This is a genomic window from Spirulina sp. LEGE 11439 (assembly GCF_059821285.1).
Window position 1 is genome coordinate 321,277 of sequence record NZ_JCAMRX010000001.1, and the last position, 24,739, is coordinate 346,015.

Below are 24,739 nucleotides of genomic sequence, written 5' to 3' on the forward strand. Positions count from 1 at the left end.
ATCAGCCCGAAAATCAGCCCGAAAATCAGCCCGAAAATCAGCCCGAAAATCAGCCGATAGCGCCGCCACTGTTGTTGATTTTCTAACCAACTCGGTTGTAACTTTTCAATCAAAAATTCTCGCTGATTGATTCCCTCCCGTTCCATACTCGCCGCCAACCATGCCAAATAACGCCGCGCTTCTTCAGGTTTGTAATCTTCCAGTTGCCCGGATTGCGACGGTTGCGCCAAATTTAGCCTGCGATGCAAAAACGCATCAAAAAGGAGAGATTGACAGGTTTCTGAGTCTTCTGGGGCGTTCTCCGGCAATCTTTCTGGATAGGCAATAGGCAGCAAATTCAATAACATCGGCTTTTTCGCCAAGGCAAAGAATCCCGGTTTAGCCTGTAAATCTTCCCAGAGATCTGCGGCGTGTCTCTGTTGCAAATAAGTCTGAATTTGCGACTTGCTTAACTCGCATAAACGCACGGCGCGATCCACTCCTCGCAAATGATATTTTGTTTTTCCTTCCTTCTCCTCCGTTATCGCCTCGCGATAGTCTTGGATGCGACAACAGATCGCCAAATCTGGTTGATGTTGATAAGCGTCTTGCAGGGCATCGATCGCGGCGATCGCTTCTCGAATGCGCTCTTTCCCCAACTCATCCAACCCATCCAACAACGGCACCACCTTATCCCGTTGCAACCATTCCCGACAAGTGGCTAAATTTAACCCATAACGTCCTTGTATTTGTGCCGCCATCCAATTTAACATCGGCTCCCCTCGCCAAGCCGAAAGCTCAAAAATCACCGGAATGGGCGATCGCAAATCCCGTGCTTTCTCGCTCAAATCTTTAGCTAACTGCAATAGTTCCGTTGTCTTCCCGCTTCCGGGTTCCCCCAAAATCAACAAACGGCGCTTTGCTTCCTCAAAAACCTCTAAAATCGGTGTACTCTTGGCTAAAAGCGATCGCTCTCCCGTGGGTAAATCTTCCACCTCTCGCTCCCTATCCAACCGCAAAACAGAATTCTCATTCTCTTTCGCGATCGCTTTAACCCTTGTGAACCCGAAAACCCCACTAAACCCGAGAAACCAACGGTACCAAGTTTTTTGTGGTGAGGGTGTTGGGTTTTCCGGAGACTGATTTGGCGATCGCCCCAAATCTTCTGGAGTATCCTCGCGAGATAGGACAATGTGATTGTGGCGATCGAGGGCTTGTTTGCAACGGTCTCGAATCAATTCATTATTTTCCCGCCAAAAATCCTCTCGTAATTTATCCTCTGAGAGTTTATCTGGGTTAATTAACTCTGAACCGACCACTGCGATCGCCGCAAAAAACAACGCCCCAAAAGCTACCCATATTTTTGGTATGCTTTTGAGCCACTCTAACGCAGGTATTTGATTGACCAAATAAGGATAGAGAACAAAAGCCAGCGCCACAACAACCAAAAGCACAAAACGCAACAAGCGATCGCGATTCTTCGACATCACACCACAACTCAACACACTATCTTTAAATATATCCTCTCCCTCACAATGCCAAGAGAAAAACCTGCCTCGATCGGCTTTATTCTCTATCTTTCCCAAAAGAGCGATCGCTCTAACCATTCATTGTTCTGCGATCGCTCCTTTGAATACCCAACAATACCATTGCGATCGCTCCTCCGAGTCAGATCGCGAGCGATAATGAGATTACGTTGTCGAGTTTCTCCCTTCATTTTCTAACCAAGTCGATAAATCCTCTATCGTGGAAAAATCAAATTGTGCGACTATCAAGCGTTCGAGTTGAGAAAGAGATAGAGAATCGATTTTAATTCGTATTACTGGAGGAATTTCTCCCAAATTACGAGCTAAAAATTGTAGTAAAAGGCTGACCTTTCCCTGCTGCAAACCCTGCTGCAAACCCTGCTGCAAACCCTGTTGCTGTCCTCGTTCGATTCCCGTGCGGAGAATTTCTTGATAAATAGCTGATTCTTGCATGAGTTCCTCCCGAAATAATCGACGAATGGTATCTGGTTTAAACCGCAAACCCGCTAAAACTTCTGCGGCTGCGGAGATATTGCGCTGTAGTTTGGGTTCTTCTATTGTAGCTACCCGTTCGGCTACTTGCTCCAATAATTCTCGCGGCTCTCGACTCCGAGTTAAAGTCGCCAAAGGGAGTAAAGCGCGATCGCTTAAAAAGAAATCCGGTTCTTGCTCCCACATCCGAATGACTCGATAGCGGTGTTGGGTATTTTGTTGCTGAAAGCGATCTTGCAAGGCTAACTCGGATCCTGTTTCTTTGAGATAAATCACCACCTGTTCGATATCGCACCAATACTGCCCATAAAGTAGCGTCCAATATTTGAGCATTCGATAAGGCATGGGTGGATCGCTGTAAGGTAAAGTTTGGAATTCGAGATGGAGAATTTTGCGATCGATTTGCAGAAGAATGAGAGCATCAGAGCGAATGGGTTCGGGAATAATTTCGGTTTTGAGAACCCGAATATTTTCCGATTCCGTTCCCAAAAGCCAGCGTGTAAAATTCTGACAATAAGTTTCTGCTAAATATTTACAAGTGTTATCGTAAGCCACGGCGATCGCCTTATTTTTCTCGAATTATACGCGATTAATGCGATCGCAAACTGGGTCAACTTATAGCAATTCAAGACACCTTTCCCGCAGCAATTACCAATTACCAAATTGTTTGCGTCCGGATTCGGTTTGTTGGAGAATCTTTTCTAGAGTTTGCCAGTTTTCTTGCTCGATCGCCGCGATCAACCCATCTAAATGCTGACGATAGTGGGTAAGCGATCGCAAAACTTCCTCTCGATTAGAACGGGCGATCTCGACTCCTAACTCGGGATTCCCTCCCCCGACGCGGCTGGTATCCCGAAACCCAGAACTCGCAAAGTATTGTGCTAATTGTAAAACTTCTGCGTCTTCTTCTCCCAAACAGCTATCGACTAACCCCGCACTCACCAGTAACGGCAAATGAGAAATCCAAGCAACGGCGCGATCGTGCTTCTGAGGAGAGCAAGAATATAACTTTGCGCCGATCGCCCGTACAATTTCTTCGAGTTGCGCGATCGCTCTGAGGGGCGTATTCTCAACAGGCGTTAAAACATAAGGTGCATCGACAAATAAATCCCTCTGTGCCGCCTCAATACCTTGAGCTTCCGTCCCCGCCATCGGATGCCCACCGATAAAATTTGGCCAGAGAGGGGCGATCGACTCGACAATCGGGGTTTTTACCGATCCCACATCCGTCACGATCGCTTCCGGGGACAAATAAGGAACGAGGGCGGCAACCGTTGGCGCGATCGCGCGAATTGGCGTACAAATGAAAATAATCTCCGCCCCGCTTAATACAGAAAAATGAGTATCGGCTTCATCGGTAACTTTGCGGAGCAAAGCAGTTTTGCAAGTCTGCGGCTTGCGGGAAACCCCGATAACTCGGTATCCTTGCGATCGCAGATCTAACGCCAAAGAACCGCCAATCAGTCCCAAACCGACAATGCCTATTGCGATCGCGCCCATCTACCTCTCCCTCCCCAATTTTCATGAATGTTCAAGAGCTACGCCGTTTATATCTCTCGGGAACGAGAAACTTTGGCAATATTAACCTTAATGAAGCCAATTTGAGAAATATTAACCTCAGCAATGCCGATTTAAGAGGAGCAAAACTCAATGTTGCTAACTTGAGCGGGGCAAATTTAAGCGGGGTAAATTTAAGCGGAGCAAAACTCAATGTTGCCAGATTGAGCGGGGCGAATTTAGCCAAATCTATTCTCAATCATGCCAGTCTCAATGTTGCCAATCTTATTCGTGCCGATTTACGAGAAGCTGAATTAATCGAAACCCTCATCATTCGCGCGGAACTGATTCGTGCTGATTTAAGCGGGGCAAATTTAAGCGGCTCGAATTTAGAAGGAACGGACTTGCGAGAAGCCAGTCTGCGAAAAGCAATCCTGAGTTATTGTAATTTGAGCGAGGCGAATTTGCGCGGCGCTTTTCTCACTGAGAGCATTCTCGAACAAACAACATTGAATGGAGTCGATTTAACGCGGGCGGATCTGCGCGGGGCCAATTTACGAGAAGCAGAGCTTGCCCAAGCGACTCTGACGCGAGCCACCTTAAGTGGTGCAGATTTGCGGGGGACTAACTTGCGTTGGACGGATTTAAGCGGGGCAGATCTGCGTTGGGCAGATTTAAGTGAGGCAAAATTGAGCGGTGCGAATTTGACAGGTGCAGATCTCTCTCATGCAAATTTGGTCAATGCCAGTTTCGTTCATTCGGACTTGAGCCGCACTCGCCTGATCGAAGCAGAATGGACGGGAGCAGATCTAACCGGTGCAGTTCTGACCGGAAGTAAACTTTATAATGTCTCCCATTTTGGCTTAAAAACTGGGGGTCTTTCCTGTGATTGGGTAGATTTGAGTCCAGAAGGAGATGAGAGTCAAGTGTATCGCTTTGATGCGGATAAAGCACAGAAATTCTTTAATAAAACGCCACCAACGGTACAAGTGACCATTGATTCAACCTTCAATCTTTATGCCAATTTAGCCCTCGCGACGATTTATCATCAGATTGCTTTAGCATATCCCAAGTTAAGTAAACCGCCGAGTATTAAGGTGAGTTCTCGTCGTACCTATCTTACTTTTAGTGCGGACAAAAATGACGATTTATTCTTAATTGCTTATTGTGCAACCCTTCCTTTTCAAGATTGTAAAGCCGTGGAACGCAATTTAAAAGTTTTATTGCAGACGGTACAAATGCAAAAAAATGGGGTATTTAAGACCGCGCAGCATCAACATTTACGAAAATTGGGCATCGAACTTTCCGAGGCGATCGCAGCACTCCATCTGATTGAAAAAGGGAAAACGAATTCATTGTCCGAGGAGGCGAAAAAGTTTCTCAATGCTCCAACGTACACGGTAATTACTAATTCTCGCAATAAAATTGTTGATATTTATCACAATCTCGAATTCGGTCAGCGTTTTGCCGTGAACTCTCATATTCTGGACGGTATCGGGTGCAAAAATTCTTTAGGAAAAGAGTTGGCTCTACCGCCGACGAATATTTTAGTGCAGTTCGTCCAAGATTTTTTCTATGATTTTGATGTCTTGGGGCGATCGCGCGAGAGAATGGGTAATGGCCAATGGATCGCAAAAAAGTGAATTGGGTTATTAGGAACTCGTCACTCATGCCTCGATCGCCTTTGACGATCTGAGAAAATGCAATAATCTGTTACAATAAGATAAGAATAAAAGAATTTCTTAACAGGCCAATAGTAAACTGGTAATATCTCAAAAATGTCAGCTCCTCCTCCTCCGGAAAGCGAAATCCTAAAAGCTGTTCTCGAACCCTTGTTAGAGGATTTTCTGGATTGGTTTTCGCAATCGCGTTCTTGTCTAGAGTCAGAACCCGTAGATTTCCTAAGCGAAGGAGATCGTGCCGATCTCCTCGCTAGAATAGAAACGACAGAACGAGAAGTCCGTGCCGCCCAAATGCTGTTTCGAGCAACCGAAGGAAAAGCGGGAATTGACCCTTCCGCCCTCGTTCCGTGGCATCGTTTGGTCGTGGAATGCTGGCAAGTATCGGCAAAAAAGAGAAAGCAAAAACAACAAGAAGGATGAATTTGTCAGCCTTCCCCATTAAGAAAATGCTTTAAAACCCCATAGAAAAAATCATAATGAGAGGAATAAAATGTTACATCTTCTTTACATTCTTGCATTTACCGCTATTGCCTTTGTTGCGATCGCGAATTTAGTTCGCAGCTTGTTTACCCTCGGCCAAGAATCCCATCGTCCCGTTCCCAATATGGGAGCATATAATAACGTTGTACCCGATTCTGCGTCTACGGCGACATCTCGCAGGATGGCAATTCCTCATCCAGAATTGTTAGATAGTAATGGTAAACCCGTAAACGAACCGTTGCTCGTAATGCGATCGGTTGATGTTGAAGAGGCACGAGAAAAACTCGATGCTCTCTATCGTTCTTCTCCTAGCGTCAACGAACATGACGGGTAATTAAGTAAGTCAATTTTTTAGCCGCTACTGCTATCATAATCTTTGATTTGATAGCAGTAGTTTGCTATCTTTGATCCTCCCCGCTCTAAAGAGACGGGGCTATCAATCTCCCGATTTTTCTCGTATATTGAGGAGTGCTTCGATGAATCAATGAGATGTCGTTGCAATTGGAGCCAATACCGCAGACATCACTCGCACTTCCGAAGACATTCTCGAACTCAAGTGAAGGCATTATTGGTAAAAATCGCCTCGCTCTTGCTCATATTAACTCCATATTTTTCCCTTTTTATCAATCAGTCACTCCTTTTATTGCCGATCGCACCGTGCATAAGATGCGGACAATTGAGATGAGATAAATTTAGGGTCTTAAGAATTCCCAATTTTTTGCCCACTCTTGTTATCGATTGTCGATCGCACCCTGCAATCGACCCAAGAAAAAAGTAGTCATCTCGATAATGACTACTCGATCTGATTAATATTGATGGAGACCATTATAATGGCAGATTTTAATTATTGTCACCTTTCTTCTGTATTACATTCTACTCTCAAACAAGGTAAAACTCACGTCATTCAAGATCCACAACATCGCGATCGCGTTCAAAAAACCCTCGCGCAACTCGATCGCGGGATTTTGCAAGAAAAACTTGCAAAACTGGATCTCAGTTCTGTCGCGGCTTCTCTGGAAGGATGGACGGAGCGACAGGCTCATCTCGCGATCGCCCGTTATCTCCTCTTTCTTTTTCTCTCCTATTTGCATCCTTCGCAAATTCTCGTTCCTCCCAAAGAAGTAGATCTCGTTTGGCACGAGCATCTCCTTCAAGATACCCGCAAATACGCTCGAGATTGTGACATGCTCTTTAATGGATTCGTTCATCATACTCATCAATCTCAATTATGGGAAAATTCGGAGGCCGAGAAGACACAGGAAGCCTATCAGCAAACGCGATCGCTCATCCATCAGTATTTACAGGGATCTGAGGACGATTTAGCCAAAGCCTTGTTAGCGCGAGAAGCCCTCTCTCAAAACGAAGAAAGTGGTGCTTGTGGTCATCCCGTTTAAGCGAAAAAATTAGATAGCAGCACGACGCGAATATATTTAACCTGAGTTCGGGTTAAGCCAAAACCCCAAATCCTCGCAAAACTAAGCCTTAGAGCGTGTCAACCCCCGTAAAAATTCACTGAACTTGCTGGGAAAGCGGAGCGTGCGCGGGGGCGGCGCGGCAGTGCGACCCCGCGTCGGCGCAAGATGCAAAGGAACGAGCACTGTTGAGGTCTGGGAGGTATGCGGAGAAAAGATTTCCGCGTACCTCTGGGGTGAAAAATTGTTCTCTCTTTTAGCGATCGCCATTTCTAACCCGGGCTGCAATTTCTAACAACTCCGTCCAACGTTTTTGTAACTTTTTCGGCGTTAAACTGAGAATTTGTATGATTTCTGCATCGTTTTTGTCCTCCCGTCGCAATTCTAAAATTTGGTGTTGTTGGGAAGAGAGTTGACTGAGAAACTCATGCCATTGACTTTCCGTCATCCCCAACCGTTGCTCTAAATCTGCCCCGAGCCATTGATGGACGAGTTGCCAATGAGAAATGCGAGCGAACTTTTCGACATGATACTTGAATCGCTGTTGCAAGTAATCTCGTTCCCGAGAGGTTAAGCCCATAATTTCATCAATTTCTGATGCGGGTAAATCTTGCATTTTCAGCGCCAAATAATTCGCACAGTCTTCCCGTCCTTGAGCTTGGAGATACTCAAATAAAGAAGCCATCACTCGCTCGCGTTTGACTTTTTCCCAAGGATCTGGGTTATCGGAAACTAACTGCGATCGCACCTGTTGCACCACTGCCGATCGCTGCATTTTTTCCGCATCTTCTCCTTTAGAGAACTCCGTCGCACGTTCGATATCCACCGACGTTTCTTTGGGTTGACGGCGAGCAAACGTTTGCGCTCTTAAGATAATCAATTGTTGAGAGTATCCATTGGGAAGAGAAATGCGCCGCTTGGCATATTGTTCCGTAAAAGCCATATATTCGGCTAATTCTAATTGAGTGCGGGGTTGGTATTGTTCGGGAACTTCATTTTCTCGGCGGAAGGCTTTCAAAGACTCCGCGTAAAAATCTTGGAGAAAGTCCTCAATTAAGTTGTAACGACCGGAAAAGCCTAATTGTGCTTTAGCGGGGGCAATATGGCGATAAACGATGGTGCTGAGAGTGCCGTGGAGTTCGACTCGACCCCGTTCGGAACCCGCCTTATAATAGTCCAAGCACTTATTGAGGCGATGGTGTACCAAATAGAGTTGGTGGGAACGAATCTCGCCAGATTTTTGAATGCGGGTGCTTTTGCTGCAAACCCGGTGGACTTCTGTAGAGATACGAATTGCTAATGCTTGTGCCGATCGTGGCATCCTTCCGAGTCGAGTTTCCAGTTCATTTAAAATAACGGTTTCTAGCGGTAAGGGAGAGGGAGAATTTTGTTCCGGATAGACAGAAGTTTGAGTGGAAGAAGAATTAAGAAGATTGCAGGTGTTAGCGTTCATGGTAATGCCCCAGTAAAAAGATTGGAAAAGTGCAAGCGAGCAAGGATAATGTTTTTTTGACCTTGTTGCTTACACTTTGAATCTACGAATCCCACCGCCGCGATCTAGGAATCTCTGTGTCACCAACCCGAGTTGACGCATTTCTCCGAAACCTCCGAAAAGTCCGGGAAAATCCCCAAAACCCGCTAGAGGGAATATTTTCAGCACTGTATTGACCTCTTTTGAACATGCCCGACTTTCCTGATGTTACTGTCATTTTTAAGAGACAGTTGGGAAAATGCGGCCTTGCGTCCGGAATGGCGATCGCTGCTTTTGTAGAGAGTGTTGCTCAATTTCTCTCCCGTTAACTCTCGATCCATTCCTCAGCAAGTTCCCATCCCAGACCCTTTCGCAGGAGAAAAGGTTTCTGAGAAGTAAAATCGAGGATGGTGGAAACTTGGTAGCCTAGCTCGGAACCGCGATCGATGATGATGTCTACAAAGGGATCGAGGGCATCGAAGAGACGCGATCGCTCGAGTCCAATGGTGGGAAAGTCTCCTTCTTCGTCGGGAAGATGTGCCGAAGTGGAAATAATCGGATTTTTCAAGGTTTCTAAGAGGGTTTGACAGATAGTATTATTGGGAACTCGAATGCCGATGGTCTTGCGTTTGGGGTTCTGGACGATGCGAGGCACTAATTTGGTGGCAGGGAGAAGAAAGGTGTACGGCCCTGGAATCAAATGCTTCATAATACGGTAGGCTCGATCTTCCACCAAAGCATAGCGAGCAATATTGGAGAGGGAGGAGCAAAGGAAGGTAAGAGGTTTATCATTGGACAGTTGTTTGATTTTCCGAACTCGCTTGACGGCAGATTGAGCGTTGAGATCGCAACCGATCGCATAGACGGTATCGGTGGGATAAAGCATAATTGCCCCATCGTGGAGGGCATCTACTATTGTCTCTATTCGTCGTTTTTGCGGGTTATCCGGATGAATATCGTATACGGTAGCCATTGGTAAGGATTAATGAAAACATGAGCAAAATCGCTTATTTAGATTGTCCCACGGGAATTGCCGGAGATATGTGTTTGGGGGCATTATTCGATCTGGGGGTTCCGGTGGAGTATGCGATCGCGCAGTTGAAAAAGCTGGGACTCGATGACGAGTTTTCCCTGCGGGTTGAAACGGTTCAACGTCAGGGACAGCGAGCAATGAAGGCGCATATCGAGCTATTATCGACATCAGGAGAACATCACCATCATTCCGCCCGACATCTCCCGGAAATTGAGGGTTTAATCAAGAGTACCAATTTACCCCAACGCGCCCGAGAGTGGAGTTTACAAGTTTTTAAAACCCTAGCCGAGGCAGAGGGGGAGGTTCATGGGATTCCCCCAGAAAAGGTTCATTTTCACGAAGTGGGAGCCACTGATGCCATTGTAGACATTGTGGGGACTTGTTTGGGGCTGGATTGGTTGGGGATAAACGAACTGCATTGTTCGGCACTCCCGACGGGAGGTGGTACGGTAAAGGCGGCTCACGGTATTTTACCGGTTCCGGTGCCGGCAGTTTTGAAGTTATGGGAAAGGGGACGAGTGCCAATTTATGATAATGGCATGGCAATGGAGTTGGTGACACCGACGGGGGCGGCATTAGCGGTGACTTTAGCGACTCATTTTGGGTCTCGTCCTTCTTTGCAATTGTTACGGGTGGGGTTGGGTGCGGGGACGAAGGATTTGCCGATTCCCAATATTCTTCGTATTTGGTTGGGAGAAGTTGAATCTTCTGGTAATTTGGAAGCGATCGCGGTCTTGGAAACTCAGATCGATGATATGAACCCGCAAGGGATTGCTTATACTTGCGAAAGATTATTAGAAGCGGGAGCATTGGATGTCTTTACGCAGGCGATCGCCATGAAAAAGTTTCGCACGGGTATCCTTTTAACCGTTATTTGCGAACCCTCTCGCGTTGCTTTACTGGAGGATATTCTCTTTCGTGAAACAACGACTTTAGGCATTCGTCGCCGTTTCCAAGAGCGTCGCATTTTACAGCGAGAAATACAAGAAATCTCTCTCCCTTACGGAATAATACGGGTTAAAATTGCTCGCCAAGACGATAAAATTTTCAATATTCAGCCTGAATATGAAGACTGTGCCAAAGTTGCGCGGGAATGCGATCGACCTTGGCAAGAAATTCATCAATTAGCTCTAGATATTGCAACAAAAAGGGAGGTTTGAGATGGTCATTTCAATGAACAATGAACAATTACAAATTCTTTAATGCAAAAGAGTCTCAATTACAAGTTACATTTAATGTAACATACATTCTCCTCAACCCCCAGATGTCAAACTCAAAGCCAACTATCCTGCATCTCGAGCGCATCACCAAAAGATTTGCCACTCTCAAACATCCCGTGGTCAAGGATATTAACCTGCACCTCGAGCGCGGAGAAATTCTCACGCTTTTAGGTCCATCCGGGTGTGGAAAAACAACCTTATTGCGTCTGATTGCTGGGTTTGAAGAGTTGGATGAGGGAAGCATCGAAATTGACAGCAATCTGGTCTCAAAACGCGGTTATTGCCTACCTCCAGAGCAGCGAGGGGTAGGGATGGTATTTCAAGATTACGCCCTATTTCCCCATCTAACGGTGCGGGATAATATTGCTTTTGGCTTGACCCAAAAAAGCGGGAAATTAACGGGAGCAGTCAAAGAGCGCGTCGGAGAAGTCTTACAATTGGTGGGGTTAAGTGGGTTGGGCGATCGCTATCCCTATCAAATTTCTGGGGGTCAGCAGCAGAGAGTCGCTTTAGCAAGGGCTTTGGCTCCTCGTCCGGCATTGGTATTATTAGACGAACCTTTGAGCAATTTAGACGTACAAGTGAGATTGCACCTGCGACAAGAATTGCGAAATATTTTGAAAGCGGCTGGGACTTCGGCGATTTTTGTCACTCACGACCAAGAAGAAGCCCTTTCTATTTCTGATTCTGTGGGAGTCATGCAAAGGGGATTTTTAGAACAAATTGACTCTCCAGAAGAAGTCTATTTGCATCCTGCTTCTCGATTTGTAGCAGATTTTGTCACTCAAGCCAATTTTATTCCCGCTCAATATTCTGAGATGGGTTGGGAAACAGAATTAGGCTGTTTTGCTAGTAAAAATACAGGCGAAGAAAAGGGAGATTTAATGGTGCGCCAAGAAGAAATTATCCTGCAACCCGACGAGAAAGGCAATGGCCTGATTCGCGATCGCCAATTCCTCGGACGAGAACATTGTTACCGCGTAGAAATGTTCTCGGGACGAGAATTAATTGCTCGCTCTAGCGCCTTGAAAAGATTGACGATCGGGACAAAAGTTAAAGTGTCTCTAGAATTACAAACACCGCAAATTTTTCCCTCTTGGCAGAGAGTTTAGTCGGCAAATTTTGCAAGGGTGAAACTGAAAATTAGGAGATTTTCCGCAATCTCTGTATTATTTGTGTAGTATAACTCGATCGCCATCCCAGTGCGATCGCTATTTTGGCAAAAAGGAGCCATAACCATGAGAATTTTGCAACATATTCGTAACATCGGCATTTCCGCTCACATCGACTCGGGTAAAACAACTTTGAGCGAGAGGATTTTATTCTACACGGGAAAAATTCACAAAATCGAGGAAGTTAGAGGTGGCGGTAGCGGCGCGACGATGGATTATACAGAGTTGGAAAAACTGCACGGAATTACAATTAATTCTGCGGCGACAACTTGTTTTTGGCATGACCATGAGATTAATTTGATTGATACTCCCGGTCACGTCGATTTTACCATCGAAGTCGAACGCGCTTTACGAGTATTAGATGGAGCGATTATGGTACTTTGTGCTGTTGCTGGCGTGCAATCTCAATCTATCACTGTTGACCGACAAATGAAACGTTATCGCGTCCCTCGTTTGGCGTTTATTAACAAGATGGATCGAGCGGGTGCTAATCCTTTTAAGGTTATTGAAGCCTTGAAAGAAAAGCTCAATTTGAATCCTGTTCTCTTGCAATACCCTATGGGTGAAGAAGATGAATTTGAGGGAGTTATCGATCTCATTACCTTAAAAGCCTGTTATTTTCTAGGAGAAAAAGGGGAGGAATGGGTGAGAAAAGATATTCCCGATCGCTTCCTCGAAGATGCCTTACAAGCACGAGATAAACTTCTGGATATACTCTCTTTTTATTCAGAAGCAATGACGGAACATTTGCTCATGGATGAAGATGTTCCTCATGAGTTAATTTGGGAGACCATTCGTCAAGCAACTTTACGTTTGGATATCGTTCCTGTCCTCATAGGTTCTGCTTATAAAAATAAAGGCGTTCAGAACTTATTAGATGCGGTAATATTGTATCTTCCTTCTCCTCGCGATCGCGAAATGGTGACGGCTTTTGATATTACCAATGACAAGAAAACTCAAGTTCTTGCCGATCCTGATGCGCCGTTGGTTGCGTTAGCATTTAAGTTAACAGATGATGAATTCGGACAGCTAACTTATCTGCGAATTTATTCCGGTACTTTACGAAAAGGAGATAAAATCCTGAATACCCGCACGCAAAAAACCGTGCGAGTGAGTCGTTTGGTACGGATGCACGCAGACGAACGCCAAGAAATTGAGGAGGCGAGTGCAGGAGCGATCGCGGCGGCGATCGGGTTAGACTGCGCTTCGGGAGATACTGTATGCTCTGAGGGCGCTAATCTGTCCTTAGAGGGAATGTTTGTTCCCGATCCGGTGATTACCCTCGCTATTACTCCCAAAACCCAAGAAGATATTACGAAAGTATCTAAGGCGTTACATCGTTTTGTCCGAGAGGATCCCACCCTGCACGTCAGCACCGATCCAGAATCGGGAAAAACCCTAATTTCCGGGATGGGGGAATTGCATTTGGAGATTTACATCGAACGGATGCAGCAGGAGTACAATGTTGAGGTGTATGTGGGTAAACCTGCGGTTGCTTATCGGGAAACGATTACTCACAAAGCAACTTTTGACTACCGACTGAAAAAACAGTCCGGCGGTCCCGGTCAGTATGCCCATATTACCGGCTATCTCGAACCTTGCGAGGATGGGTTTATTTTCTGCGATCGCGTGGTGGGGGGTGCAATTCCCAAACAATTCATCCCTGCTTGCGAGAAAGGATTCAAGGATGCGATCGTGACGGGTTATTTGCAAGGATATCCCATTGTTGGGGTCAAAGTGGTTTTACAAGGTGGATCTTTTCATGCTGTTGACTCTAATGAGATGGCTTTTCGATCGGCTGCAAGGTTGGGTTTTGAACAAGCATTTGCAAAGGCAAAACCGACGATGTTAGAACCAATTATGGCGGTAGAAGTGGAAACACCAGCCGAATTTACCGGACGAATTCAAGGGAATCTACTCTCTCGTCGCGGGGTTTTAGTCGGTTCGGAAGTGATGTCCGATTATACTGTTTTGCGAGCAGAAGTTCCCTTAGCAGAAATGTTCGGTTATTCGACTCAGTTGCGATCTTTGTCCTCGGGAATGGCAACATTTTCGATGGAATTATCGGGCTATAAACCCATGCCGGAAGGGGTAATGGTATAAACTGAAAGGGGTGCTATGATGCGCCCTTTTTTTTACAAGATTATTGGGTTAAATTTCTAAAGTCCAATCGTCTTTCTGAAAATTTTCGATGACATTATTAATAAACCAACTTTTAATTCTCGGTATTTTTCTGAGATATAAATAGGAAAATTCAGCAGTAAGAAATAATATTGCAAACATCATAATTATAGAGACCAAAATATAAAAGATATAAAATAAGTCAAAATAATTATTGTCTGATGGTTGATCAACAAAAGAAATTGTAAATATTGATGCCATAAAAGCCACTATTGTTATCAAAAATTTGAAAAAAGTTATCAAATCAGAAATCTGTAAATCAAATAGCTTACTTCTGTTCTTGATTTTATTTCTCGTATCTTTGAATCTACCTTTTATCTCAACAAAATAATCGTTTTCGCCTATACTAATAACTTGCAAACACAAACCATCTTTATTACCAAGATATTCAAAATTAATTTCTCCAGTTTCAATTGCGTTTTTTGAGTTTCGTTTTATATCTAATTTAATTTTATTATCAATATTGTTATAATAAGTTATTTTACAAGAAAGAATATTTTCAGGATATAAAAAATGTATTCTCAGAAAGTTTTGTGAAGCAAAATCTGAGCTATTAATCGGTTCTTTCTTAGAATTCCAAATTGCTACCTTGGTTAAATAAAGTTTATCTATTTCTTTGTTCTCATACAGAATTTTTATTCGATTTAAACCTCGTATATCATTACCTTCAGTTTTACTGATAACATTGATCCTTCTAGAAATCCAAGAGATTTCTTTATGGTTTCTTCTAAAAACTGAAGGCAAAGTAATCAATGCAATTACAAAACCTAATAGAGTTGCTAAAGTTGCTAATCCTACAATATATGGATTGCTGCTAAGAAATTCAAGAATTTGCGCCCAATTCATATTTTCACCTCCTTCAATTCCGTGAAATCAGTAGATTGAATAAGGTAAATTCATTCTTCTCTTTCTTCTCCTTACATTTAATTTTACTCCAATTTGCGATCGCTGTCTGCCAATCTACTTTTCTTGCGATCGCCTATTAATTGCCGTTCTGCAAATTATTGAACGAGTTGTTTTCTTTTTGAATGCTTTTCTATTTAAAAAAGAGGTTACAGGAGCGCACACTTTTCCACCTTGTTAGGATATCATTGTCAAGTCAAAAAAGTCAAGTCTTTTCGCAACAGTTCTCCCCAATTTGCGATCGCTATCTGCAAATTAACCATCCCATAAAAACAGCAGAGAGATTAAATTATTGGGAGTGAATGAGAGTTTTTATTTGCTGGCGAAAGGCTCTCAAAGCACGACTGCGACCGATCGCATTCGTTTGTTCGATCGCTTCTGCAACAAGGTTCAAGAGAGGAAATTCTGGAAAGATGGAACTTTGAGTAACTGCTTGATACTCTCCAAATTGGAGGCAGTATATTTTGAGTTTATTCCCTTCATAAATCCACAATTCGGGAACGCCAAGACTGACGTAAGCATTTATCTGGGTTTTAGAAGTAATATCGATTTCAATGGCCAGATCGGGAGGAGGATCGACTGATAGATCGATACGATCTCTCCCGACCATAATTTGATAATTTTGGATATAGAAACAGTCATCAGGTTCGATACCATAGCCCATTTCTTGACGCTTAAAAGTGGTTGAGCCAAAACATTCACAATCTATTTCTAGTTCTTCGAGTAAAATTTTGACGATATCGCCGAGTAAAGATTTTGTGCGTTCGTGTTTTGGCAAAGGCATTCTGATTTCTAGTGTTTTCTGACTATAAGCAATGCGAGTAGAACGTTTTTCTCCGAGTTCATTCAGGATTTGCTCGAATTCCGGCCAATTGAGATCGTGAATTAGCAATTGCTGACCGGGGAGAACTTCTAATTGTCGAAGTTGGAGGCTTAAAGACATTATTAAGTTTTAGATTAAGAATGAGTGGAAAATTTAAAGATTATAATAATATTTTACACTATTTTTTGCGATCGCGATCGCATTTCCTTAACTTCCTCTCAAGCGTTTTAAATACTGATTTATTCTATGTAATAACTTAATAATCGGATTGCGATCGCGCTTTTTTAATTGCGATCGCAGCGTTTCATTCATTTCTTGTAACTGTTGATAAAGTTGATAATTTTCAATTGCAGAAGCACCGCGATCGGCAAAAATAGAAATAAGTTTAATTTCTTCCTCTTCAAACTTGCGAGGATTTTGGTTAAAAGAGCAAATAGTACCGATAATTTCTCCCGTAGAAATTCGTAAAGGAACGCCTAAATAAGCACGATATCCTTCTGGTGCATTACCGTAATTTCTGCAAGTTATCGTATCTTCAACAACCAATGGCGAACCTGTTTTAAATACTGTTCCTGTCAGCGTTCCATGCAAGCCATAAACCTCATCGGAGGCAGTTCCAATATCAAGACTGCTGGCCAGAATTCGCTCCTGATTATTATGACAAAGTGTTACAACAGACCAATCAAGATCGATTAATTCACTCACAGATCGCGCAATTTCTTGTAAATAAGCAGAAAGTTTTCCACTGCGATAATTTAATATAGCTAAAATTTCGACAATTCTCCTTTCCCGACGGCGGCGATCGCGGGATTGACTTGCAGCGAGAAACTGATAATCGAGATCGCTCAAACTTTTTCCTTGCATCCATGTTTGAGCAAGTCGTAAATCTTGCTGTTGTAAGAGTTTCGTTTCATCTTGATAGTTAGATTCGATCCATGCTTTTAATGCCAAGTCATAAGGGCGTAGATTTGTCAATTGCTGCTCGATCCATGTATGATTAAAAACCTCGCGATAGATGCGATTGCGAACAAAAAATTTATCACCTTGACGCATGACAAGTCCGGACAAGAGCAAAGGGTTGAGATCGTCAGTATCAGCAGGAGAAAATCCTGTTTCTGTTTCGAGAATTTGTTGATAAATCCCTAATAATCGGGCAGAACGATCGCTATTATGGAGAATAAAGTTTTGAATAGTACGAAGATGTTCGGGTTCGTCGTGAATGTCCCAGTCATCGATAATTTGCGATCGCGTTAACCATTCTACACAATTACGTTCTGTACCGGGTTCAATGGTCATTTTTTGGGCTGCTTTTTGAATGCGATCGCAGATTTTTTGCGTTAAAAAAGGTTGTCCTGCAGTCCAATCTAAAATTGCTGTGAGGAGATCTTTGGGCTTGTCACAAAGTCCATTTAAACCTTCGAGAAGAGGTTGTGCTTCTGCTAAAGTAAAACCCGGTAAAGAAATTGCCGTTCCAATATTAAAAGGCGTGCGTTTGGTATCGGTAATTAATTCTCCCGGAGAGGCAACACCAAATAACGCCCATGTCAAGCGCTGATAAAGGGTATTTTCTGCCTGTTGATTGAAACAATAGCGAATAAAGGCAAAGAAATCATCGCAAGGAAAAGGCAAACTTTGTATACTGTCAATTTCATCGATAAAAATAAAAATGCGATCGCTTTCCACTCTTTTCAAGAGAATTTCTTCAATAAATTGTCCAAATTTTTGCACGGGAGAAATATCTCCTTGTTGACTCCACCAATCTGTAAGATTAATCTGGCGAATGAGCCTAAAATTTCGCAATAAATCGAATGCAATACCCTGATACCATTGATTGAGAGTCACATCTTCGCTACCAATGCGAGTCATATCAACAGAAGCGCATTTCCCTTTTCCAGTAGATTCAATGCGATAGCGAGTTCGCAACCTCAAACTCGATTTTCCCATCTGACGGCTGGTTAATACATAGCAAAATTGGCCGTCAAGTAAAGAATCATAAAGTTCGCGATCGGCTTGTCGTTCGATATAAGTAGGATGATTGGCCGTCAGACTCCCACCAACTTGGTATTCAATTGGAGAAAATTGGTCAACGTTCATTCTATTTCAACATTTCGAGAGCTTATGATTGAGCTAAGGGAGTTCGCGATCGCTGCTGTTCTTTGTAAATTTCTAACAAGCGATGAATATATTCTGTCATTATGCCATGTAAGAGTAAATCTCGGGCGGCATTAAAAGGGCTATTAGGGGCGAGGGGATGGCGATTGACAATGATATGATTCCATTCAGAACTTTCTAATATTTTACTCATATACAGTGCAAAATTTTCATCAAATTGTAGTGAGAGGACGGCGCGTTCAAATTCGTCGCAGGTCAAACAAAGAGAGTAGAAAACTTTGAAAAGTTCGATCGCGGATTCTAAATCGAGAATTCTCAGCCATCTGCGTCGCGCAAAATTAATATTTACCGGCGCATCTTGAATACTCTCAAAATCGATTCCTTGTTGTTTTATCTCTTCAATCCAATTAGGATTCTTTTGTTCGGCTTGATGATAATCCCAAACAAAATTATAGAGGATCAGATCGTGTTCGAGAAAGGCTGTTTGGGTTGCCAGATCGCTGACAGATTTGGGATAAAGTGTGGCTCTTTCGATATTGCGATCGGGACCGTTATCAATCAAAAAATTAACGAGATTAGAACCGAGACAAATATGCCGGACGATTAGATAGCAGGCTTCAGGAGTGACAAAATTTTGTAGGAAAAATGCTGCCGATCGGTGCATAAATCCATATAATTTAAACTGAAAAGGAAGCAATCGTTTAATCGTCAAAATTAACCCGAGAGAAATATTGGCAAAGATTCTAATCGGAATGAGTAAATAACTGCGCGTCCAGTGTTTTAAATCCCGAATCATGTGAGTTTTAGCAACAGGATCGACAGGAATAGCATTATCGAGATAGAGAACATCCCAAGTATTAGGATTTTTGCGATCGTAGGGTTTACATTCGTAAAGAGAAGTGTTGTTTTTGTTCATGATTCTTATTGAAAATGAGGGAGTATTGCTTGCATTATCAAGATAAGAGCTAATTAATTTCTTCGAGTTGAAGTAAGTACAAACGAGCAGTGACTCGAGCCGTTTTAACAATGCGCTTTGCGATCGAATCTGTCATCCATTCTCCTTGAATTAACGTTTCGAGTTTCCCAATATGAGATTCATCATTTTTACCATGATAAGCTAAAAAAGAAACTTGCTCATCTCGCAATTTCAGTGTTTCTTGAATGTATTTTGCCCAAGTTCCTGCCAGTTGATTTCCCAATCCTTCAATAATAAAGATACTCCCTAAAAGATCGATCGGATTTTCGCGAGATGCGCGATGAAAAATGAATGCAGATAATGCTTCGCTACCAATATTTTTTTCTGCTTCTGTAATCTTTGTTAATTGACCTCCAACGGAAACATAATTACGCTCTAACATCTGATAGTCTCGATGTTCGTCTCCTGCATGTCCGAGTAATAGCGATCGCAGTTCAAATACAGTCATATTTGATGCAGCCCGAGCGATCCATCTTGCACCTTCTACAACTTGAGGGCGAAGATTTTGCAATAAAAGTTTATAATCTTCGAGAGTAAATTCTCCTTGATATAATTTTCGTACAATGGGAACAGAACGCAATTTTCGTTCAAATTCTAGCCAAACTAAAGCCAATTGACGCAATAATTCAGCTTGCACGCTATTCTTTGGATCGGGTTGCAATTGTGCTAAAGGAGAAACAGTTTCTGGAGGACTCAGAGAAATTGCAGATCGCACAATATTCTTGTTTGCATTTTCAACAACGCTTAACATGATATAAGCTGTTGTAAAACGTCCACTTTCCGGGACAAAGCAAAATATTTTTTGCCCCGATCGCAATTTCCCAGAACGAAAGAGTTCTTCTAACATGAGATAAATCGAAGCACATCCTGTATTCCCTCGCGTGTATAAATTTGTAAACCATTTTTCTTCTGGAATCAGACAATTTGCTTTTTCCAAAAGTTCGACAATTTGACTGCGAAAGAAGTGTGAAGAATAATGACACAATAACCAATCAATTTCTTGCGGATCGACTCGTCCTCGTTCAATCAATCGTAACCACCCTTCAACTCCTAATTTAATGACATTATCTAAGAGGCGAATATTCTGCCGTAAATCCATTGCTCCCTCAGCAGCAGCGTCGAGATAAGATGAATAATCCAACCAACTTTTATTCGAGGTTTCCTTCGCAACTCCAGAATACATACAAAGAGGATAAGCATTCGCATGAGAGATCAGTTCGATCCACTCAACTTTAATACTAATTCCTTTAGTATTAGGGCGATCTTGTAATAAAAATGCTCCCGCACCATCAGAAAGCATCCAGCGCAGAAATTCTACATCAAAAGCGAGGGATTTCTTTTCTTGTATTGCAGTTTCATCTGCAAACTTTGTATGTTTGAACAAGCGAGAAGGAAATTCCGAAGCAACAGCGATCGCATTTTTTCGCTTGCCAAGTTGAAGTTGAGAAACTGCATAATTTAAAGCTGAAACTCCCGCACAACAAACACCTTGGGTCGAAACAGTTTCCAAGGGAGATAATTCAGTTAATTCTCCGTGTACCATACTCGCAAAACCCGGGACGAGAAGATCGGGCATCGTTGTTCCACAAGCCAACAAATCAATGTTTTTTGGCTCTAAATTGGTTTGTTTAAAAATATCTCGAACGGCATTGGCTGCCATTTGACTATTAGAATAGCGAGTTTTTTGTTCGCGATCGATCGCATAGTATCGTTGCTGAATACCATTGCTTTTGAGAATACGTTTTCTGACCTTAGAAGGGCGAGAATTGATTTGACCGAGATATGCTTCCATTTGGTCGTTGTTAATGGGATCCCCCGGTAAAAACTTGCCAACAGAGGTAATGTAAGCGTTATTCATAAAACTGTAAATTTTCTACTTTCTATATCTTATTTTGTGCTTGACCTCAGAAATAGTTCCGAAATGCTTGACAGTTTGTGAACTGTCAAGGTCATACCCGAGGGATCTCATCAGGCCGATCAATCCAATACAATAAGGTTTATCGATTTTCTAACAAAATCTTTTCGACATCTTGATATTTAGGTTGAAAAGATTTATAATCAGATAGTATAAATAAATCTTGCCAGTTTAGGAATGTCCGCGACTACAGTATGGTACAAGCAATGAAAAAAACAATTTTATTTTTCCTTTTTCCTTTAACCTTCTCGTTCTCACCTGTATTGATTTTTCCTCGCGAAGTAGAAGTCAAAGCACAAACAACCCGAACAATCTCTCCAGAAATGGAAATTGATGTGGGAATCGTGCAGCGTTTTGGTGATGAAGCAAGCGATCGTCTGACTCTCTCCAGCACTGAAGGAGATACCCTCATCATAAAATTCCAAGAAGGAGATGGAACGCCAAAAACCATAAATAGCAAAAACATTGTCTTAGAAATTGCTCCCCAACAACCCGAAACTCCTGTTTTGCAAGAATGGGTTGTTTTGAGCGATCTCGCTACATTTGAAACTGCCGAAGATAGCGCCAAAAAATGGGAACAACAAGGCATTGAAGTCGAAGTAGTTCAACCCGGACGCTGGCAAGTTTGGGCAAAACGAGATGTATATAATACTCCTCTACTAAGGCGAATGCTATTGCAAAATTTACAGGAACAAGGAGAAACCAATCCCTATCTACAATCAGAAGTTTTAAATACAATCCCGATTGTTTCTTTTGTTGTTAATGGCTTTCGTTACAATCGCAGCAATATAGAAATTATCAGCCAGAAAAATTTAATCCGCGTTAAAGAAGGAGATAAAACAATTTTATTTGGCGGGCGATTGCGCGTTCAACCCAATGCTTACGGTAATTTTACCCTCGTTAATGAAGTCCCTATCGAAGTTTATTTACGCGGAGTCGTTCCTCACGAAATTGGACCGAATGCACCTTATAATTCCGTGGAAGCACAAACTGTTATTGCTCGCACTTATGCCTTAAGAAACTTACGCCGTTTCCAAGCAGATAATTATGAGCTTTGTGCGACCGTTCATTGTCAAGTTTATAAAGGTTTAACCGGAACAGTGGCAAACGCCGATCGCGCCATCCAAGCCACGCGAGGATTAGTTCTCACTCATAACAATGAATTAGTCGATGCCCTTTATTCTGCCCATACTGGAGGCATTACCGCACAATTTGAAGATATTTGGGATGGCGAACCTCGTCCTTATTTACGAGCAAGAATTGATGGGACAAATCCTCAATGGAATCTTGCGACACAACCTTTAGATAACGAAGTCGCCTTTCGTCGTTTTATCAATTTAAAACAGGGATTTAATGGCACAGAAAGCGCCGTCTTTCGCTGGAATCGTCAAAGTAGTATTGCTCAACTCACCCAAGATTTAAATAAATATTTAGTAAAAACAAAACATCCTTTAGCTGGAATTCAAAAAATCCTGCGTATGGCCGTCACAGAGCGATCGCCATCGGGCAGAATTCGCCTTTTTACAATCGAAACCGATCGCGGCGTTGTCGAATTACAAAAAACAGAAGCAAGGAGCGCCTTTGGACCGCCTCGGAGTACCCTTTTTTATATCGATCCTATTCTCGATACTAATGGTAATTTAACAGGTTATAAATTTATCGGCGGCGGTTTCGGTCATGGAGTCGGTTTAAATCAATATGGGTCTTATACCTTAGCAAGATTGGGGTGGAAATACGATCGCATCTTACAATTTTACTATCCCGGAACGGTATTGCAACGCCTGCACCAAGGGATTGTTTTTTATCCAGAATCTGAGTCATAAAGTAGGAAAACAATGGAGAGAATTTTGATTGCGATCGCGGCAATGTTTGGCGGTTTAGCCGTCGCAGGAGGTGCCTTTGCTTCCCATGCCCTCAAAGAGAAATTAAGCGCAGGAGCATTAGCCATTTTTGAAACGGGGGTGAAATACCAAATGTATCACGCTCTTGCCCTTTTATTGGTAGCAATTTTGCTCGGGCGCAGAGAATTATCCCCAGGACTTCTGAGTGCAACCGGGATTACTTTTATTATCGGGATATTCATCTTTTCGGGTAGTTTATATGCCTTGAGTTTAACAGGAATTAAATGGTTAGGAGCGATTACGCCGTTGGGTGGCGTTGCTTTTCTCGTTGGTTGGGGATGTCTCGTGGCTGCAGCATTGAGGGCAAACTAACAAGATTTTTCCCACAATCTCAAGATTTATTTAATGCAGCCACCCGGTTTCAGTGTTCCAGAAAACAGCCAATATCGCTCAAATTTGGCAGACTAAAAATAAACTGAAAACCGTTATAGTTCCTTTCCTTTTGCGATCGCAATTTCTCTTAACCCTTACTCCCTAGAATTATGTCTCTTCGTCCTCACCGTACCAAAATTGTCGCCACGATCGGCCCCGCCAGCAGTTCCCCAGACACGATCCGCGCCATGATTAAAGCAGGAATGTCGGTTGCGCGGCTGAATTTTTCTCACGGAAGTTACGAAGATCACGCCCGCACGGTTCAACTATTGCGAGAAGCCTCAAAAGAACTCGACACCCCGATCGCGCTGTTGCAAGATTTACAAGGTCCGAAAGTTCGAGTCGGTCAACTTCTCAATGGGGAAATGACCTTAGAAAAAGCGGCAATTTTTACCCTCGTCAATCGCGATCGCTACCACAACGAACCCGATCTCATTCCCATCGATTATCCTTACCTAACCGAGGAAGCAAAAGCAGGGATTCACATTTTACTCGACGACGGGCGCTTAGAGTTAGAGGTAACAGAAGTAACAGAACTAGGAGTCACTTGCCAAGTAGTACGCGGAGGCATCCTCAAAAGTCGCAAAGGAGTCAATGTCCCAGATTTGAACCTGCGCTTGCCTTCCATGACCGACAAAGACAAACAAGACCTCGAATTCGGCTTATCTCAAGGCGTAGATATGGTAGCTTTGAGTTTTGTCCGAGAAATTGATGATATTTACGCCATTAAAGAATTTCTCAAAGATCGAGACGCAAGCGATGTTCCCGTCTTGGCAAAAATCGAAAAACCGCAAGCGATCGCTCACCTCGATGAGATTGTAAAGTCCTGCGACGGCATTATGGTCGCGCGAGGGGATTTAGGTGTGGAAATGAATCCCCAAAAAGTCCCCATGTTGCAGAAAAAAATTATTCGCGCTTGCAACCAACACGGCATTCCCGCGATTACCGCAACCCAGATGCTAGAAAGCATGATTGATAATGCTCGTCCCACCCGCGCCGAAGCCAGCGATGTTGCGAATGCAATTATTGACGGCACCGATGCCGTCATGCTTTCTGGAGAATCTGCAGTAGGAAAATATCCCGTTTTGGCCGTGGAAATGCTAGCCAGTATTGCGACAGAGGTGGAACCCGGTCTCGAGTTTATCAATCTTCCGCCAGAAATGTCCAGCGAAACCCACGCCCTGACGGAAGCCTTAAACACCATCGATAAAATCCTCAATTTGCGTTGGATCGCTGCCTTTACAACGACGGGATATACCGTGAATTTAGCCGCCGCAGAACGCCCTCACGCCCCCATTGTTGCATTTACCAACAATCTCTCTCTTTGCTATCGTATGGCTTTAATTTGGGGCGTAACGCCGATGTTTATGGAAGGTCCGGTAGACTCTTTGGATGTTTTGATTTATCGCATCGAAGCCACCTTACGCAATCGCAACTTAGCCAATCCGGGAGATAAGATTCTCATTTTAGGAGGCAGTCCCATTCAACAACACAACGGAACGAATTTTATGAAAATTCATACAATGCGATAATTTTGAGAAAAGCGATCGCCTTTCCAGACATTTCGAGAAAAGCGATCGCGATTTTATTTC

The 24,739-nt window shown here is 43.1% G+C and carries 23 protein-coding genes; 10 read left to right on the forward strand and 13 right to left on the reverse strand.

Annotated features, from left to right (window positions below):
* From AC6RV6_RS01245 to AC6RV6_RS01260, 4 genes are all read right to left on the reverse strand, one after another.
* A partial coding sequence (locus AC6RV6_RS01245; RefSeq protein ID WP_500238280.1) for an NACHT domain-containing protein occupies positions 1-1,586 on the reverse strand: 1,586 nt, incomplete at its 3' end.
* Positions 1,553-1,696: a hypothetical protein gene (locus AC6RV6_RS01250; protein ID WP_500238281.1), complete on the reverse strand. Its 144-nt coding sequence runs from the start codon at positions 1,694-1,696 to the stop codon at positions 1,553-1,555. The genes AC6RV6_RS01245 and AC6RV6_RS01250, both read right to left, overlap by 34 nt.
* Complete coding sequence (locus AC6RV6_RS01255) at positions 1,671-2,552, reverse strand: Rpn family recombination-promoting nuclease/putative transposase (protein ID WP_500238282.1); 882 nt, start codon at positions 2,550-2,552, stop codon at positions 1,671-1,673. The genes AC6RV6_RS01250 and AC6RV6_RS01255 overlap by 26 nt, the downstream gene beginning before the upstream one ends.
* Before the next feature lie 93 nt (positions 2,553-2,645).
* The gene (locus AC6RV6_RS01260) at positions 2,646-3,488 is read right to left on the reverse strand and encodes a prephenate/arogenate dehydrogenase (RefSeq protein WP_500238355.1); all 843 of its coding nucleotides are present in this window, start codon (positions 3,486-3,488) and stop codon (positions 2,646-2,648) included.
* A 32-nt stretch (positions 3,489-3,520) separates the two neighbouring features.
* Here AC6RV6_RS01260 and AC6RV6_RS01265 point away from each other — a divergent pair, with 32 nt between their 5' ends.
* The 4 genes from AC6RV6_RS01265 to AC6RV6_RS01280 all read left to right on the forward strand — a co-directional run bounded on the left by AC6RV6_RS01265 (position 3,521) and on the right by AC6RV6_RS01280 (position 7,050).
* Positions 3,521-5,137: a pentapeptide repeat-containing protein gene (locus AC6RV6_RS01265; protein WP_500238283.1), complete on the forward strand. Its 1,617-nt coding sequence runs from the start codon at positions 3,521-3,523 to the stop codon at positions 5,135-5,137.
* Between the two features lie 135 nt (positions 5,138-5,272).
* Positions 5,273-5,596 (forward strand): DUF2605 domain-containing protein, encoded by a 324-nt coding sequence (locus AC6RV6_RS01270; RefSeq protein WP_500238285.1) that lies wholly within the window; start codon positions 5,273-5,275, stop codon positions 5,594-5,596.
* A gap of 70 nt (positions 5,597-5,666) precedes the next feature.
* A complete protein-coding gene (locus AC6RV6_RS01275; RefSeq protein WP_500238286.1) occupies positions 5,667-5,990 on the forward strand; it encodes a DUF2973 domain-containing protein in 324 nt (107 codons plus the stop codon).
* A 496-nt stretch (positions 5,991-6,486) separates the two neighbouring features.
* Positions 6,487-7,050 (forward strand): glycine-rich domain-containing protein, encoded by a 564-nt coding sequence (locus tag AC6RV6_RS01280; RefSeq protein ID WP_500238287.1) that lies wholly within the window; start codon positions 6,487-6,489, stop codon positions 7,048-7,050.
* A 274-nt stretch (positions 7,051-7,324) separates the two neighbouring features.
* Here AC6RV6_RS01280 and AC6RV6_RS01285 read toward each other — a convergent pair whose 3' ends face one another.
* The 3 genes from AC6RV6_RS01285 to AC6RV6_RS01295 all read right to left on the reverse strand — a co-directional run bounded on the left by AC6RV6_RS01285 (position 7,325) and on the right by AC6RV6_RS01295 (position 9,512).
* Positions 7,325-8,521, reverse strand: a complete 1,197-nt coding sequence (locus AC6RV6_RS01285) for a HetZ-related protein (protein WP_500238288.1) — start codon at positions 8,519-8,521, stop codon at positions 7,325-7,327.
* Between the two features lie 69 nt (positions 8,522-8,590).
* Positions 8,591-8,728, reverse strand: coding sequence for a hypothetical protein (locus tag AC6RV6_RS01290; protein ID WP_500238290.1), 138 nt, complete (start codon positions 8,726-8,728; stop codon positions 8,591-8,593).
* Between the two features lie 136 nt (positions 8,729-8,864).
* Positions 8,865-9,512, reverse strand: coding sequence for an L-threonylcarbamoyladenylate synthase (locus tag AC6RV6_RS01295; protein WP_500238292.1), 648 nt, complete (start codon positions 9,510-9,512; stop codon positions 8,865-8,867).
* A gap of 20 nt (positions 9,513-9,532) precedes the next feature.
* On the opposite strand from AC6RV6_RS01295, the gene larC reads away from it, so the two are divergent.
* Positions 9,533-10,732 (forward strand): nickel pincer cofactor biosynthesis protein LarC, encoded by a 1,200-nt coding sequence (gene larC, locus AC6RV6_RS01300; protein ID WP_500238293.1) that lies wholly within the window; start codon positions 9,533-9,535, stop codon positions 10,730-10,732.
* Between the two features lie 104 nt (positions 10,733-10,836).
* Complete coding sequence (locus AC6RV6_RS01305; RefSeq protein ID WP_500238356.1) at positions 10,837-11,904, forward strand: ABC transporter ATP-binding protein; 1,068 nt, start codon at positions 10,837-10,839, stop codon at positions 11,902-11,904.
* On the opposite strand, the gene AC6RV6_RS01310 is transcribed toward AC6RV6_RS01305, so the two are convergent.
* The gene (locus AC6RV6_RS01310) at positions 11,901-12,032 is read right to left on the reverse strand and encodes a hypothetical protein (protein WP_500238295.1); all 132 of its coding nucleotides are present in this window, start codon (positions 12,030-12,032) and stop codon (positions 11,901-11,903) included. The two genes, AC6RV6_RS01305 and AC6RV6_RS01310, sit on opposite strands and share 4 nt — an antisense overlap.
* Here AC6RV6_RS01310 and fusA point away from each other — a divergent pair.
* On the forward strand, positions 12,031-14,067 hold the full coding sequence (fusA, locus tag AC6RV6_RS01315) for an elongation factor G (RefSeq protein WP_500238296.1): 2,037 nt from the start codon (positions 12,031-12,033) through the stop codon (positions 14,065-14,067). The two genes, AC6RV6_RS01310 and fusA, sit on opposite strands and share 2 nt — an antisense overlap.
* A gap of 48 nt (positions 14,068-14,115) precedes the next feature.
* On the opposite strand, the gene AC6RV6_RS01320 is transcribed toward fusA, so the two are convergent.
* The 5 genes from AC6RV6_RS01320 to AC6RV6_RS01340 form a co-directional block, all read right to left on the reverse strand.
* Positions 14,116-14,991 carry a hypothetical protein gene (locus AC6RV6_RS01320; protein ID WP_500238297.1) on the reverse strand — a complete coding sequence of 292 codons (876 nt, stop codon included), beginning with the start codon at positions 14,989-14,991 and terminating at the stop codon, positions 14,116-14,118.
* A gap of 346 nt (positions 14,992-15,337) precedes the next feature.
* Positions 15,338-15,991, reverse strand: a complete 654-nt coding sequence (locus AC6RV6_RS01325) for a Uma2 family endonuclease (RefSeq protein ID WP_500238299.1) — start codon at positions 15,989-15,991, stop codon at positions 15,338-15,340.
* Between the two features lie 87 nt (positions 15,992-16,078).
* Positions 16,079-17,965, reverse strand: coding sequence for an AAA-like domain-containing protein (locus tag AC6RV6_RS01330; RefSeq protein ID WP_500238301.1), 1,887 nt, complete (start codon positions 17,963-17,965; stop codon positions 16,079-16,081).
* Between the two features lie 22 nt (positions 17,966-17,987).
* On the reverse strand, positions 17,988-18,899 hold the full coding sequence (locus AC6RV6_RS01335; RefSeq protein ID WP_500238304.1) for a DUF6999 family protein: 912 nt from the start codon (positions 18,897-18,899) through the stop codon (positions 17,988-17,990).
* A 49-nt stretch (positions 18,900-18,948) separates the two neighbouring features.
* Positions 18,949-20,817 (reverse strand): beta-ketoacyl-ACP synthase III, encoded by a 1,869-nt coding sequence (locus AC6RV6_RS01340; protein WP_500238308.1) that lies wholly within the window; start codon positions 20,815-20,817, stop codon positions 18,949-18,951.
* Between the two features lie 263 nt (positions 20,818-21,080).
* Between AC6RV6_RS01340 and AC6RV6_RS01345 the strand changes: the two genes are divergently transcribed.
* From AC6RV6_RS01345 to pyk, 3 genes are all read left to right on the forward strand, one after another.
* Complete coding sequence (locus tag AC6RV6_RS01345; protein WP_500238310.1) at positions 21,081-22,697, forward strand: SpoIID/LytB domain-containing protein; 1,617 nt, start codon at positions 21,081-21,083, stop codon at positions 22,695-22,697.
* Between the two features lie 12 nt (positions 22,698-22,709).
* Positions 22,710-23,087 carry a DUF423 domain-containing protein gene (locus tag AC6RV6_RS01350; protein WP_500238313.1) on the forward strand — a complete coding sequence of 126 codons (378 nt, stop codon included), beginning with the start codon at positions 22,710-22,712 and terminating at the stop codon, positions 23,085-23,087.
* Positions 23,088-23,257: 170 nt separating this feature from the next.
* The gene (gene pyk, locus AC6RV6_RS01355) at positions 23,258-24,679 is read left to right on the forward strand and encodes a pyruvate kinase (protein ID WP_500238316.1); all 1,422 of its coding nucleotides are present in this window, start codon (positions 23,258-23,260) and stop codon (positions 24,677-24,679) included.
* Positions 24,680-24,739 lie beyond the last annotated feature (60 nt).

Excerpts from the sequence above, each read along its gene's own strand:
- AC6RV6_RS01345 (WP_500238310.1), top strand. The coding sequence starts at position 21,081 with ATGAAAAAAACAATTTTATTTTTCCTTTTTCCTTTAACCTTCTCGTTC.
- AC6RV6_RS01305 (WP_500238356.1), top strand. The coding sequence starts at position 10,837 with ATGTCAAACTCAAAGCCAACTATCCTGCATCTCGAGCGCATCACCAAA.
- AC6RV6_RS01325 (WP_500238299.1), bottom strand. The coding sequence starts at position 15,991 with ATGTCTTTAAGCCTCCAACTTCGACAATTAGAAGTTCTCCCCGGTCAG.
- AC6RV6_RS01295 (WP_500238292.1), bottom strand. The coding sequence starts at position 9,512 with ATGGCTACCGTATACGATATTCATCCGGATAACCCGCAAAAACGACGA.
- AC6RV6_RS01350 (WP_500238313.1), top strand. The coding sequence starts at position 22,710 with ATGGAGAGAATTTTGATTGCGATCGCGGCAATGTTTGGCGGTTTAGCC.
- AC6RV6_RS01270 (WP_500238285.1), top strand. The coding sequence starts at position 5,273 with ATGTCAGCTCCTCCTCCTCCGGAAAGCGAAATCCTAAAAGCTGTTCTC.
- AC6RV6_RS01280 (WP_500238287.1), top strand. The coding sequence starts at position 6,487 with ATGGCAGATTTTAATTATTGTCACCTTTCTTCTGTATTACATTCTACT.
- AC6RV6_RS01340 (WP_500238308.1), bottom strand. The coding sequence starts at position 20,817 with ATGAATAACGCTTACATTACCTCTGTTGGCAAGTTTTTACCGGGGGAT.
- AC6RV6_RS01310 (WP_500238295.1), bottom strand. The coding sequence starts at position 12,032 with ATGGTTATGGCTCCTTTTTGCCAAAATAGCGATCGCACTGGGATGGCG.
- AC6RV6_RS01320 (WP_500238297.1), bottom strand. The coding sequence starts at position 14,991 with ATGAATTGGGCGCAAATTCTTGAATTTCTTAGCAGCAATCCATATATT.
- AC6RV6_RS01330 (WP_500238301.1), bottom strand. The coding sequence starts at position 17,965 with ATGAACGTTGACCAATTTTCTCCAATTGAATACCAAGTTGGTGGGAGT.
- AC6RV6_RS01275 (WP_500238286.1), top strand. The coding sequence starts at position 5,667 with ATGTTACATCTTCTTTACATTCTTGCATTTACCGCTATTGCCTTTGTT.
- AC6RV6_RS01250 (WP_500238281.1), bottom strand. The coding sequence starts at position 1,696 with ATGAAGGGAGAAACTCGACAACGTAATCTCATTATCGCTCGCGATCTG.
- AC6RV6_RS01265 (WP_500238283.1), top strand. The coding sequence starts at position 3,521 with ATGAATGTTCAAGAGCTACGCCGTTTATATCTCTCGGGAACGAGAAAC.
- pyk (WP_500238316.1), top strand. The coding sequence starts at position 23,258 with ATGTCTCTTCGTCCTCACCGTACCAAAATTGTCGCCACGATCGGCCCC.
- larC (WP_500238293.1), top strand. The coding sequence starts at position 9,533 with ATGAGCAAAATCGCTTATTTAGATTGTCCCACGGGAATTGCCGGAGAT.
- AC6RV6_RS01285 (WP_500238288.1), bottom strand. The coding sequence starts at position 8,521 with ATGAACGCTAACACCTGCAATCTTCTTAATTCTTCTTCCACTCAAACT.
- fusA (WP_500238296.1), top strand. The coding sequence starts at position 12,031 with ATGAGAATTTTGCAACATATTCGTAACATCGGCATTTCCGCTCACATC.
- AC6RV6_RS01335 (WP_500238304.1), bottom strand. The coding sequence starts at position 18,899 with ATGAACAAAAACAACACTTCTCTTTACGAATGTAAACCCTACGATCGC.